Source organism: Achromobacter aegrifaciens, assembly GCF_902859965.1.
Taxonomy (GTDB): Bacteria; Pseudomonadota; Gammaproteobacteria; order Burkholderiales; family Burkholderiaceae_B; genus Achromobacter; species Achromobacter aegrifaciens.
The window spans coordinates 52,554-64,972 of the sequence record NZ_CADIKO010000006.1 but is presented as its reverse complement, the minus strand read 5'-3'; the positions used below and the strand labels follow the sequence as shown (position 1 = coordinate 64,972).

The 12,419-nt window shown below is 65.1% G+C and carries 10 protein-coding genes; all 10 read left to right on the top strand.

Annotated elements, in window-relative coordinates:
• Positions 1–5: 5 nt before the first annotated feature.
• The 10 genes from HV793_RS28820 (at position 6) to lpdA (ending at position 12,377) form a co-directional block, all read left to right on the top strand.
• Positions 6–791 (top strand): enoyl-CoA hydratase/isomerase family protein, encoded by a 786-nt coding sequence (locus HV793_RS28820; RefSeq protein ID WP_175161581.1) that lies wholly within the window; start codon positions 6–8, stop codon positions 789–791.
• Positions 792–794: 3 nt separating this feature from the next.
• Positions 795–2,015, top strand: a complete 1,221-nt coding sequence (locus HV793_RS28815; protein WP_054457851.1) for a dihydrolipoamide acetyltransferase family protein — start codon at positions 795–797, stop codon at positions 2,013–2,015.
• Between the two features lie 5 nt (positions 2,016–2,020).
• On the top strand, positions 2,021–3,196 hold the full coding sequence (locus HV793_RS28810; RefSeq protein WP_054457850.1) for an acyl-CoA dehydrogenase family protein: 1,176 nt from the start codon (positions 2,021–2,023) through the stop codon (positions 3,194–3,196).
• Between the two features lie 73 nt (positions 3,197–3,269).
• Positions 3,270–4,763, top strand: a complete 1,494-nt coding sequence (locus HV793_RS28805; protein ID WP_175214333.1) for a long-chain-fatty-acid--CoA ligase — start codon at positions 3,270–3,272, stop codon at positions 4,761–4,763.
• Positions 4,764–4,799: 36 nt separating this feature from the next.
• Positions 4,800–6,158: an MmgE/PrpD family protein gene (locus HV793_RS28800; RefSeq protein WP_125471420.1), complete on the top strand. Its 1,359-nt coding sequence runs from the start codon at positions 4,800–4,802 to the stop codon at positions 6,156–6,158.
• 72 nt (positions 6,159–6,230) lie between these two features.
• Positions 6,231–7,442: an ABC transporter substrate-binding protein gene (locus HV793_RS28795; protein ID WP_054457848.1), complete on the top strand. Its 1,212-nt coding sequence runs from the start codon at positions 6,231–6,233 to the stop codon at positions 7,440–7,442.
• A 66-nt stretch (positions 7,443–7,508) separates the two neighbouring features.
• On the top strand, positions 7,509–8,393 hold the full coding sequence (locus HV793_RS28790) for a branched-chain amino acid ABC transporter permease (RefSeq protein WP_054457847.1): 885 nt from the start codon (positions 7,509–7,511) through the stop codon (positions 8,391–8,393).
• Between the two features lie 5 nt (positions 8,394–8,398).
• A complete protein-coding gene (locus tag HV793_RS28785; protein WP_166738336.1) occupies positions 8,399–10,213 on the top strand; it encodes a branched-chain amino acid ABC transporter ATP-binding protein/permease in 1,815 nt (604 codons plus the stop codon).
• On the top strand, positions 10,206–10,931 hold the full coding sequence (locus tag HV793_RS28780) for an ABC transporter ATP-binding protein (RefSeq protein ID WP_054457845.1): 726 nt from the start codon (positions 10,206–10,208) through the stop codon (positions 10,929–10,931). Before HV793_RS28785 ends, HV793_RS28780 begins: the two co-directional genes overlap by 8 nt.
• Positions 10,932–10,937: 6 nt before the next feature.
• Complete coding sequence (gene lpdA / locus HV793_RS28775) at positions 10,938–12,377, top strand: dihydrolipoyl dehydrogenase (protein WP_119450637.1); 1,440 nt, start codon at positions 10,938–10,940, stop codon at positions 12,375–12,377.
• Positions 12,378–12,419: the final 42 nt, after the last annotated feature.

The following is a 12,419-nucleotide window of genomic DNA, read 5'->3' as shown; positions in this document are numbered from 1 at the left end:
ACAGCATGAACGAACCCAGCATTCTTGCCGAAGTCCGCAATCGCGTCGGCATCATCACCATCAATCGGCCGAAGGTGCACAACGCGCTGGACATTCCAACCTTGATCGAACTGGAGCGGGCTTTCGCCGCATTGGAAGCCAGCGACGACTGCCGCGTCATCGTCATCACGGGCGCCGGCGATAAGTCCTTTGTGGCGGGAGGCGACCTGGCCGACCTGAATTCACGCCAGGGGCTGGCGCACTACCAGGAGTTCGCCGAGGATATCCATCGCGTGTTCCGGCGCATCGAAGTCAGCGACAAGCCGACGATCGCTGCGGTCAACGGCTGGGCGTTGGGCGGCGGCACCGAGCTGCTCCTGGCCATGGACCTGCGCATCCTGGCCGATAGCGCCATGATTGCGCTGACCGAGATAAACCTGGGCCTGTTCCCGGGGGCGGGCGGTACGCAGCGCATCATCCGGCAGGTCGCGCCTTGCCTGGCCAAGGAGCTGATGTTCACGGGCGGGCGCATCAGCGCCGCCGATGCGGTGCGCATGGGCCTGGCCAACCGCGCAGTTCCGAAAGACGAACTCATGGCGCAGACTCTGGCGCTGGCGGAGCAGATAGCAGGCAAGTCGCCGCTGGTGTTGAAGCTGCTCAAGCGCACGCTGCGCGACGGCGCCGACATGCCCCTGGCCAATGCGCTGGCGCACGAGCAAGCCATGATAGGCCTGGTGCTGGACACGCGCGACGCGCATGAGGGCATCGGTGCATTCCTTGAAAAGCGCGAAGCGCGCTTCGCGGGGCAATAGCCCATGGGCGCGCTGAATGACCTGCTGATGCCCAAGCTCGGCCTGACCATGACCGAGGGCATGTTGATCGAATGGAGCGTGGCCGCTGGCGACCAGGTCAAGGCTGGCGATCCCTTGTTCGTGGTGGAGACCGACAAGGTCGCCAACGAAATCGCGGCGGAGGCAGACGGGCAGATTGGCGAGATCCTGGTGCAGGCGGGCGAAACCGTTCCCGTCGGCGCTGTGGTCGCGCGTTGGACGGGCCCGGGCCAGCGGGCGGAGCAGGAACCCGGCCTTGCTGCCGGGGAGGAGGCAACCGTCATGACCAAGCCGGCCGTGCCGGCGTGCGTCGAGCCGGCGCCAGTCGTGGGCGGCCGCATCGTGGCCACGCCGCTGGCGCGGCGCCTGGCCCGTGAACTGGACGTGGATCTGGCGAAGGTCGGCGGCACGGGGCCTGGCGGACGCATCAAGGCGGCCGATGTGCGCCAGGCGGGAGCGCCGGCGGCGCTGGCGAAGAGCGCCGACGAACTGACGGTTGCGGCAAAGGACGTCGGCCAGCGAGTCACCGCCAGCGGGCTGGTGCAGTCCATGGCCCGCCGCATGACGCAAGCCAAGCAGGTACCTCATTTCTATCTCTCGGCCGAAGCGGAAGTCAGCGAGCTGCTCGCCTTGCGCGGCCGGTTGAATGGCCAAGCTGACGCACCCCGGTTGACCTTGAACCACTTCGTCATCGCCGCGGTGGCGCGGGCGCTCGAGGCCTTGCCGCAACAGAACCGCATCTGGAACGACGACCATATCGTGCAGTTCCAGGCCATTGACGTCGGTGTGGCGGTCACGACCGAGCGCGGGCTGATGGCGCCCGTCCTGCACGGGCTGGCAGGCGCCACGCTGGACGGCATCGCACGGCAGTCGGATGCATTGCTCGAACGCGTGCGCTCGGGCAATGCCACCCGTGAGGACATGATTGGCGGCGCCATCTCGATTTCCAACGCGGGCATGTTCAACGTCACATACATGACGCCCATCATCAACCCGCCCCAGTCGGCCATCCTGGGCGTGGGCAGCATTCGCGAGATATTCCGGCCCGACTCGCAAGGCGCGCCCGCGCTGCGGCGCGAAATGGGCTTGGTGCTGGCAGCGGACCATAGGCTGCACGACGGTGCGGGCGCACTGAAATTCCTCAATCACGTCATCGAATTGCTGCAGGACCCCTACCGGCTGCTGCGTACCCATACTCAAGGATAGATCACATGGACTTTTCGCTTTCGGACGAGCAGAAGCTGATAGTCGAGACCGCGCGCCGCATTGGTGAAACGTATGGCGTGGAATACTGGTACGAACAGGACCGCAAGAACGCGTTCCCCCAGGCGTGCTGGCAAGCCATTTGCGAGGCCGGCCTGGCAGGCGCGGCGCTGCCCGAGGAGCATGGCGGATCCGGCCTGGGCATGGTGGAGTTGGCGCTCATCGTCGAGGAACTTTCCGCAGGCGGCGGCGGTTCGACGCTGGGCCAGCTATTCATGATCAATCCCATCTTCGGCGGCGTGCCGATTTCCAGGTTCGGCAGCGAGCAGATGAAGCGCGAACTGCTGCCCGGCCTGACCAGCGGCAAGATCAACTTCTGCATGGCGCTTACCGAACCCGATGCCGGCACCAACACGCTGGCCATGAAGAGCTTCGCCGCTGCCCAGCCCGATGGCAGCTGGCGCCTGGATGGACGGAAGATCTGGATCACCGCCGTGGATGCCGCGCAGAAGATGCTGGTCGTGGCGCGCACTGCCAAACCCGTCGAAGGGGCGCGGCCAACGGACGGTATCTCCATGTTCATGATCGACGTTGAACGCGAGGGCCTGAGTTACTCGGCCATCGAGAAGGTGGGCACCCAGACGCTCAGCGCATGTTCGGTGTTCTTCGACAATGTCCGCATCGAAGCACATGAACTGGTGGGCACGCTGGACAAGGGCTTTCGCGAATTGCTGGACGTGCTCAATACCGAGCGCATCGTGACGACTGCCAGCCTGGTCGGCGCGGGCAGGTTGGCGGAGCGCCTGGCGGTGCAGTACGCGAACGACCGCAAGGTGTTTGGCGGCAAGCCCATCAGTGCCTACCAGGGTCTGCAATTCCCCCTGGCGCAATCGCATGCGGAACTGCAGTGCGCGCGGCTCATGAACCTGAACGCGGCCTCGCTGTGCGACCAGGGCTTGCCCTATGGCACCGAGGCCAACATTGCCAAGCTGATAGGCTCCCAGGCTGCCAGCCATGCCATCGAACGCAGCATGCAGACGATGGGCGGCATGGGCTATGCGCGTGAATTCCATGTGGAGCGCTTGTGGCGCGACGCCAGGCTGTTCAAGTTCGCGCCAGTGTCGGAAGAAATGATCCTGAACTACATCGCCATACACGATCTCGGCATGCCGAAGTCATACTGAAGCGCCAGAATCGAGATGCGGGACCGGCCCAGGCCGCCACCCGCGCCGAGCCGCCATCCAAGGGAGACCCACCATGCTCAATCTGAGCGCAGCCATCGCCTATCACGCCCGGCGCACCCCCGATCGCGCCGCCATCATCTATCGCGATGAAGCCATCAGCTATGCCGACTTCCATGAACGCATCCGCCAGGCGGCGGCGTTGCTTCAGTCGCATGGCATAGGCCGCAACGACGTGGTGGCGCTCTTCATGAAGAACAGCGCCGCCTTCCTGGAACTGGCGTTTGCGGCCAGCTACCTGGGCGCGGTGTTCCTTCCCATCAACTACCGGCTGGCGGCGCCCGAGGCCGCCTACATTCTTGCCGACGCCCGAGCCAGGCTGCTTTTCGTGGACGAGGAGTTCGCGGAGGTGGCGGCCCTGGAAGTGCCGAAGGTAGTGCTGAACGCGGAGGGCCAGGCCGATTCGCGCAGTCTTGGCAAGCCAGGGCGGGAAGTGCCAGAACCGGCCGCCATGGCACAGGACGACCTGGTCCGGCTGATGTACACGTCCGGCACCACCTCGCGCCCGAAGGGCGTGATGCATACCTACGGCAACCTCCACTGGAAATCGATCGACCATGTGATCGCGCTGGGCCTGACGCACCAGGAGCGCCTGCTGGTGGTGGGCCCGCTTTATCACGTCGGCGCCTTCGACCTGCCAGGTATCGCGGTGCTGTGGGTGGGCGGCACGCTGTGCGTGCACCGAGAGTTCGACCCGGAAGCGGTGCTTGCTTCCATCGAGCGCCATGGCCTCACCTGCGGCTGGATGGCCCCTGTCATGTTGAGCCGCGTGCTGGCCGTGCAGCACCCCGAACGGTACTCCCTCGATACCTTCGGCTGGTGCATTGCCGGAGGCGAAAAGACGCCGGAATCCCGCATCCGAGACTTCACCCGCGTGTTTACCCGGGGACGCTTTATTGATGGCTTCGGCATGACGGAAACCTGCAGCGGCGACACGCTCATGGAACCCGGCCGTGAGCTCGAGAAGATAGGTTCAACCGGGCGTGCATTGCCGCATGTGGAGATCCGCATTGCGGACAATGAGGGCCGCTGGTTGTCCGCCGGAGAGAAAGGCGAGATCTGCGTGCGCGGGCCCAAGGTGACCAAGGGCTACTGGAACGCACCCGAGAAAACCGCTGAAGCTTTCTTCGGAGATTGGCTGCGCAGCGGGGACGTGGGCTACCTGGACGATGAGGGATTCCTGTTCGTCACCGACAGGACCAAGGACATGATCCTGACTGGCGCGGAGAACGTGGCCTCCAGCGAAGTCGAGGCCGTGCTCTACGAAATGCCGCAGATCGCCGAAGCCGCGGTCATCGGCGTGCACGACGAGCAGTGGGGCGAGCGGATCACTGCGGTGGTGGTGCTCAACCCCGGGCACACGCTGACGCTGGAAGAGCTGGACCGGCATTGCCGCAAGCGCGTGGCCAACTTCAAGGTGCCCCGGGAATTGAAGGTGGTGGAGGAACTGCCGCGCAATCCTTCCGGCAAGGTCCTCAAGCGCGTGCTACGCGATCGCTACAACGGCTGACACGCGGCAAACACATAAGAAAGCAGGGGAGAAGACATGAGTTTGGCCAGAAAATTCGCGGCGTTTTCGACGGGTCTGACCGTCGACAGCCTTCCTGAACCCGTGGTGGAAAAGGTCCGCGCCTGCGTGCTCAATGGTTACGGCATTGCATTGGGCTCGCATCCCACGCCGTTCTTCCGCGTGGCCGAGCGGGCCGTCCTGGCGATGGACGGTGAACGTCCCGGCGGCGCCACGCTGCTTGGCAGCGGCCGCCGCAGCACGGTGGCGGGTGCGGCGCTTGCCAATGCCGCGCTGTTCCATGGCAGGGCGCAGGAAGATACCTGCGGCGTGGCACATTTCGGCGCCATCCTGCTGCCGCTCCTGACAGCGCTGGTGGAGCACGGCGAAGGGGCCATGGAGGATTTCCTGCCCGCATTGGTGGCAGGCTATGAGATCGGCGGCGCATTGGAATCTGCCTATTCGGCCCGGACGACCGCCGCAGGCTTGCGCGCTTCGCCGCTGTACGGCACGGTCGCCGCCGCGGCTGCCGTTGCCCGGTTATGGCGCTTGTCCGAGGAGCGCACTGCGGCGGCGTTGTCCAACGCCGCCTCGTTCACAGGCGGCATCCTGCAGTCTTTCGGCGATGGCACCGACGAATGGCGCTACCAGGTTGGAATGGCCGGGCGCAACGGGCTGGCGGCGGCGACGCTGGCGGCCCATGGTTCCGTATCCGCGGACGGCGCCTTCGAGGGCAAGTCCGGCTTCGCACGTGCCTTCGTCAGGGCCGAATGCGATGTCGCTGCCATAGCCGGCGGCTTGGGCAAGGACTGGTCGCTGCTCAAGGTGACTTTCAAGCCATACCCCGTCTGCGCACTCAACCAGACGCCGGTCCGCGCCTGCCTGCGGCTGCGGGACCTGCTGGGCACGCGCGGCAGCGCCCTGAGGACCCTGCGCGTATACCTGAACCCTACGGTCGTGGGCTATGCGGGCATGGACAAGGAGGGACCGTTCCAGAGCATTTCCGGAACGCTCATGAGCACGCAGTTCTGCGTTGCCACGACCTTGCTGCATGGAACGCCAACCATCGCGCATATGGCGCAATTTGGCGACACGGCCGTGGCAAGCCTGATCCCGCGGATCCGGCTGCATGCCGACGATGCTCTCGGCTTGCTGGCCTGCCGCCTCGAAGCGGAACTGGAGGGTGAGAGCGAACCTCTGATAGTGCGGCTGGACACCGACCACACGGAATACAGCTACGACCGGACCCGGGTGTCCGCGCTGATACGCGGCATCGGCGAAGAGACCGGTGTGGCGCAGCGCGCCTATGACCATATCGAACGTTTCGCGGCCGAACTGCCACAGGCGGAAATGGCAGACGTCCTTGCCGCCTTCAAAGAGATCCAGACGGCCCGCTGAGAGGCCAGTGGATGGCGCTTCGAGAATTCGGGGCGCGTCACTACAACGTGCAAGAACCTAGGAGGAGACGACATGTCCTGGTACAGGAAATCCACGCCTGCGTGGTTGGCGGCCGCCGTGGCGGCCTTGGTTTCGGGGGCCGCGTTGGCGGCGGATACGGTCAAGATCGGCATGACCTCGGCCTTGACCGGCCCCTATAGCGAGTTTGGCGAAGGCAACCGGCGCGCCGTCGAGCTCGCCGTCGAACAATGGAACGCCAAAGGCGGCATCAACGGCAAGAAGATCGAGATTGCGATGCTGCTGGATGACCAGCTGAATCCGGACCGCGCGGTGCAGAACATGCGCGCCATTCTGGACAACAAGGATATTGTCGGCATCATCGGTCCGGCGGGCAGCGGACCGACCCTGGCTGTGATCGACATGGCCCAGGCCGACGGCCGCCCCTACATGAACCCCATCGCGCAGACGCCGGTCGTGACCTATGCGGGCGAGAAGACCGGAGAAAAGCCGCGGCCCAATGTGTTTTCGTTCGCGCTGCAGAACGACATCGAGGCCGTGGCCATGGGCGAATACCTGGCCAAGCGCTTCAAGCGCATCGGCATCGTGCACGAAAGCACGGCCTACGGCGTGACCGGAGTCGATTACCTGTCTGCCTCCATAGGCAAGAACGGCGGCGCCAAGCCTGTCGCGACGGACTCCTATAACCAGGGTGCGCAGGACATGACCGCGCAGGTGGCGCGCATGAAGCGCGCCAACGTCGATGCGATCGCCGCCATCGGCCTGGGCAAGGACCTGGCCGTGCTGCGCAGGACCATGGCGCGGCTGAACGTGAACGTGCCGCTGGTCGCCTCCAATGGCGCCTTGGGGCAACCCTACCAGGAGGGCGCGGGCGATCTGACCCTGGGCACCCTGGGCACGATGATCGGCGCGTTCGGCAATCCCATGCGTCCGGCGGCGGCGGACTTCGCCAAGGCCTACAAGGCGAAGTACGGCGCCGACCGCTGGTGGGGCAACGACCCGGAGAATCCGCAGCTGTTCATGGCGATCTCGGTGTCCAACGGCTACGACGCGGCCAATGTGCTGTTCGAAGGCATACGCCAGGCCAACTCCACCGATCCCAAGGCCATTATCGCGGCGATCGAATCGATCAAGGACTTCCAGGGCGTCAACACCACCTACAACTTCTCGAAGAGCCGTCATCACGGCATCGAGACGGATGGCGTCAAGGTGTTCGAGTACGTGAAGAAGGACGACAAGGTCCGGCTGCAGCCGGTCGCCCAGTAACTGGCACGTCGCGCGTCCGGCGCCATGAGGCGCTGGGCCGCGCCCGTCTGTATGGATGATGGTGATATGGATTTCTTTATCCAAATGATCGTGTCAGGCCTGAGCGTCGGCGCCGCCTATGCGTTGATCGGCCTGGGCCTGAACCTGACGTTCTGGACCACGCGCGTGCTCAATTTCGGACAGGGTTCGGTGTTGATGGCGGGGGCGATGCTGACGGCCGTCATGGTCGGCGCCGGGGTCAACGTGTTCCTGGCGGTGGGCGTGTCGCTGCTGGCCACGGCCTTCATCCTGTGGGTGGTCGAGGTGGTCGGCGTGCGGCCCACGCGGCGCATTGCCGGCAGCATGGGGTGGGTGGTCTCCACCCTCGGCATAGGCATCTTCCTGCAGGGTGTGGCGAGCTGGCTGTTCGGGACACAGGCTGTGGCGTTTCCGGACGTGCTCTTCAGCAGCACCGACACGGTGGAGTTCATGGGTGCCTACATTTCGCTGCAGTACATCGCCGTGTTCGTCATCAGTGTGATGATCGTCGGCCTGATGGAGCTGTTCCTGCGCCATTCCATCTGGGGTTACGGCGTGCGCGCGGTCGCGCACGATCGCGACCTGGCGTCGCTCATGGGCATACCGGTCTACCGCGTGGTGGTCTTCTCGTTTCTGGTGAGCGGCGTGCTGGCTGGCATCGCCGGCATCCTGGTGTCGCAGGTGTCGGGAACGGTGGATCCGAATTTTGGCCTGCATCTGCTGATCCTGGCATTTGTCGCCGCGGTCATGGGCGGCATGGGCAGCGCGTTCGGCTCCCTGGTGGGCGGGCTGATCCTCGGCATCCTGGAGAAGCTGGTGGGGGGCTACGTCTCGCCCGCCGCGGCCGAGGTCGTGGCTTTCGTGCTTTTGATAGGCGTGTTGACGATCCGGCCGCAGGGCCTGTTCGGCAAGCGTGAAACCGTGAAGGTGTGAGGACGATGAAACAGCTGGGGAAAATCCTGTCGAACTCCTGGACGCTGGGCGTGCTGGCCGTGGCGCTGGCGATAGGCGCCGGCCATGTCGCCACTGGCACGGTGCAGATGTGGAGTTTCGTCATCATCAACATCCTGCTCGCCCAGGGCATCAATCTGCTGACCGGCATCAGCGGGCAGATCTCGCTGGGCCATGCCGGATTCTTCGCCATCGGCGCATATGCCAGCGCGATCGCGATGAAGTCCTGGGGAGTGCCGTTTCCGGTGGCGCTGTTCCTGGCAACCTTCGGGGCGGCCGCAGTCGGCCTGCTGCTGGCGGGCCCGGCGGGCCGCGTGCGCGAGTTCTACCTGGCGATGATGTCGCTGGGTTTCGGCTTGATCGTCTACGAGCTGGCGCGCGAACTGCGCGGCGTGACGGGAGGAGTGATGGGCATGCGGGGCATACCTTCGTCGCAGATCGGCACCTTGCAGATCTTCGGTTGGACCATCGATACCGTGGCCTATTTCCGCATCCTGTTGGCAGTGTTGCTGGTGGTCATGCTGATGCTGCGCAACTTCGTCAAAAGCCATTTCGGCAGGGCATTCTATGCCGTGCACGTCAGCGAAATCGCGGCGGGATCGCTGGGCATCTCCCAGGCTGCCGTCAAGCGCGCGGCCTATGCGATCAGCGGCGGCCTGGCCGGCCTGGCTGGCGGTTTCTATGCGCACATGATCGGCTACCTGACGCCGGAAAGCTTTGGCCTGATGCGGTCCATCGAGATCCTGGTGATGTCGATCGTGGGCGGGCTGGGTTCGCTGGCAGGCCAGGTGTATGGGGCGGTGCTGTTCACCTACTTGCCGCAGAAGCTCCAGGCCTTCAATGACTATCAGTACATCGTCTACGGCCTGATCCTGGTGTTCATCTTCACTTTGCTGCCCAAAGGGCTTGCGGGCCTGCTGCGCACGCAGACGCGCTACAGCAAGTTCGACCAGTTGCGCCTCGCGGCGCCGGTCGAGGCTGAGCCGCCTTTGTCGCAGCGGCAGGCCGCCGCGGGCGCCGAAAGGCAGCAAGCGCTGGTGCGGGTTGAAGACGTGGTCATGGAATTCTCGGGCCTGCGCGCGCTGGCGGGCGTGTCGCTCGAGCTGCGCGCCGGCAGCATCACCGCGCTGGTCGGGCCCAATGGTTCCGGCAAGAGCACCCTGGTCAATGTCATCAGCGGCATCTATGCGCCGACCTCGGGGCGCATTTTGTACAAGGGCCGGGACATCGCGGGCTGGCCCTCGTACAAGGTTGCGCAGGCGGGCATTACCCGTACCTTCCAGGATCCGCGCAACGTGCCCAGCTTTACCGTGCGCGAGAACATCCTGATGGGAGCCCATCGGCGCTATCGGCATGGCGCGCTGGCCGCGGCGTTCAACACCCCAGGCGCGAGGCGCGAAGAGGGCGCATTGCTGCGCCAGGTCGAAGCCTTGATGCAGGCGGCCGGGCTGGCCGGCCATGCGGACGCCATCATGAGCGAACTGCCCTATGGCATCCAGCGCCTGGCCGAGGTCGCCCGCGCCCTGGCCAGCGATCCGGAGCTGCTGCTGCTGGATGAGCCTGCCGCCGGCCTGTCGGAGGTGGAGTCGGAACACCTTATCAGGCTGGTCCGCCTGGCGCGTGACCATGGCGTGGCCATCATGATCATTGATCACCACATGGATTTCCTGGCCGAACTGGTTGAGGAGGTGGTGGTGTTCGAAGCCGGCGAGGAAATCTATCGGGGCGACATGGACGGCATGCGCGCCGACCAGGCCGTGATCCAGGCCTATCTTGGCGTTGAGGAGCCCGTCCATGCTTGAAGTCCGCAATCTGCAGGTAAGTTACGGTGCAATCGACGCCGTGCGCGGTGTCAGCCTGACCGCGCGCCCCGATGGCATCACCGCCTTGATCGGTGCCAACGGCGCCGGCAAATCGTCGCTGATGCGGGCGATATCCGGAGTCACGCCGATCAAAGGCGGGCAGATCCTGCTGGATGGAGAAGACATATCCCGCTTGCCGCCGCATGAACGCGCGCGGCGAGGGCTGGCTCATGCCATGGAGGGTCGGCGCATCTTCCACCAGCACACCGTCGAGGAAAATCTGATCACAGCCTGGCATTTCCGCAAACCAAAGGGAAACTTCAAGGTCGCCGTGGAACAGGTGTACGGCAATTTCCCGGTCCTGGCGCAACGCCGAACGGCGAAGGCTGGGACCCTTAGCGGGGGCCAGCAGCAGATGCTGATCCTGTCCATGGCCACTTTGCACGAACCACGTTGCGTGTTGCTGGACGAGCCCTCCCTGGGACTGGCGCCCATTGTTGTGGCGCAGATCTTCGATTTCATCAAGCAGTACTGCGCGCAGGGCGGCCGCGTGGTGCTGCTCAGCGAGCAGATGGCCAGCCTGGCGCTCAGGGTGGCGGATTTCGGCTATGTGCTCAAACACGGCAAGACAGTCTTCGAGGGCACGCGCGACGTGCTGACGGGCAGCGCCGGCGCTGAGCTTTCCAGCGCCTATCTGGGCGCGGGCAGAACGGAATAGGCAGACATGCAGACGGAAAAGAAGGACAGGCCGCCCACGGGCGGGAGTATCGATACCGAGCTGCTGGTGTTGGGCGGTGGGCCGGGCGGCTATACAGCAGCCTTCCGCGCCGCTGACCTGGGGCTGTCGGTGACGTTGGTCGAAGATCGGCCCGGCCTCGGAGGCGTATGCCTGAATGTGGGCTGCATTCCCTCCAAGGCGCTGTTGCACGCAGCCCGCGCCCTGGAAGAGACGCGCGGCCTGCACGAGCTGGGCATCGAATTCGGCGAGCCCCGCATCCGTCTGGACAAGCTGCGACAGTGGAAAGAAGCGCTGGTCGCCAAGCTGAACGGCGGACTGGCGGGCCTGGCCCGACGGCGCAAGGTCCGTGTCGTGCACGGAAGGGGGCAATTTGCAGGACCCAACACCCTGGAGGTCGCCGGCGGCCCCTCTGTGCACTTTCGCCAGGCCATCATTGCAGTGGGTTCGCACCCCGTGCGCCTGCCGGACTGGCCGGAAGATCCGCGCATCATGGATTCGAGCGGCGCCCTGGCGCTGGCGGATGTGCCCAGGCGCCTGCTGGTGGTGGGCGGGGGCATCATTGGCATGGAACTGGCGACGGTGTACGCGGCGCTGGGCGTCCGCGTCACAGTGGTGGAGCTGACCGACGGTCTTTTGCCGGGATGCGACCGCGACCTGGTGCAGCCCCTGGCGCAGCGGGTGGCGGGCCGCTATGAGGCCATCCTGACGGGGACGCGGGTGGTGTCGGCCAGCGCCCGGGAGGATGGGGTGCACGTCGTGTTCAGCGGGCCGCAAGACGCCGGACCCCAGGTGTATGATGCCGTCTTGGTTGCGGCCGGCCGCCGGCCCAACGGGGCCAGGATCGGCGCGGATCGGGCGGGAGTCCATGTGGATGAACGCGGCTTCATACCCGTCGATGAGCGCCAGCGTACCAATGTCTCCCATATTCTTGCCATAGGCGACGTCGTCGGCGAACCGATGCTGGCGCACAAGGCGGCCTACGAGGGCAAGGTGGCGGCCGAGATCGCGGCGGGCAAGAAAGCTGCCAACGATGCCAAGGTCATTCCCGCGGTCGCTTACACGGATCCGGAAGTGGCTTGGGTAGGTTTGACCGAGACAGCCGCGCGCCTCAATGGCGTGGCGTTCGAGTCGGCCAGCTTTCCGTGGGCCGCCAGCGGCCGAGCGCTGAGCCTGGGGCGCGGCGAAGGACTCACCAAGATCCTGGTCGATCCGCAGACCCGCGCCTTGCTGGGGGTAGGCATGGTGGGGCCGCAGGCGGGCGACCTGATCGCCGAGGCGGCGCTGGCCATCGAGATGGGGGCGGAGCCCGGCGACATTGCGCTCACCATACACCCGCACCCGACCTTGTCGGAGACGCTGGCATTCGCGGCCGAGGCATACGAGGGGACGCTCACCGAGTTGTTCCTCTCCGGGAAAAAAAGTTAAATATGCGGCCGGTCCACGCAATTCACCGGGAGGGTTTGATCA

Excerpts from the sequence above, each read along its gene's own strand:
- HV793_RS28820 (WP_175161581.1), top strand. The coding sequence starts at position 6 with ATGAACGAACCCAGCATTCTTGCCGAAGTCCGCAATCGCGTCGGCATC.
- HV793_RS28805 (WP_175214333.1), top strand. The coding sequence starts at position 3,270 with ATGCTCAATCTGAGCGCAGCCATCGCCTATCACGCCCGGCGCACCCCC.
- HV793_RS28785 (WP_166738336.1), top strand. The coding sequence starts at position 8,399 with ATGAAACAGCTGGGGAAAATCCTGTCGAACTCCTGGACGCTGGGCGTG.
- HV793_RS28790 (WP_054457847.1), top strand. The coding sequence starts at position 7,509 with ATGGATTTCTTTATCCAAATGATCGTGTCAGGCCTGAGCGTCGGCGCC.
- HV793_RS28795 (WP_054457848.1), top strand. The coding sequence starts at position 6,231 with ATGTCCTGGTACAGGAAATCCACGCCTGCGTGGTTGGCGGCCGCCGTG.
- HV793_RS28815 (WP_054457851.1), top strand. The coding sequence starts at position 795 with ATGGGCGCGCTGAATGACCTGCTGATGCCCAAGCTCGGCCTGACCATG.
- HV793_RS28810 (WP_054457850.1), top strand. The coding sequence starts at position 2,021 with ATGGACTTTTCGCTTTCGGACGAGCAGAAGCTGATAGTCGAGACCGCG.
- HV793_RS28800 (WP_125471420.1), top strand. The coding sequence starts at position 4,800 with ATGAGTTTGGCCAGAAAATTCGCGGCGTTTTCGACGGGTCTGACCGTC.
- HV793_RS28780 (WP_054457845.1), top strand. The coding sequence starts at position 10,206 with ATGCTTGAAGTCCGCAATCTGCAGGTAAGTTACGGTGCAATCGACGCC.
- lpdA (WP_119450637.1), top strand. The coding sequence starts at position 10,938 with ATGCAGACGGAAAAGAAGGACAGGCCGCCCACGGGCGGGAGTATCGAT.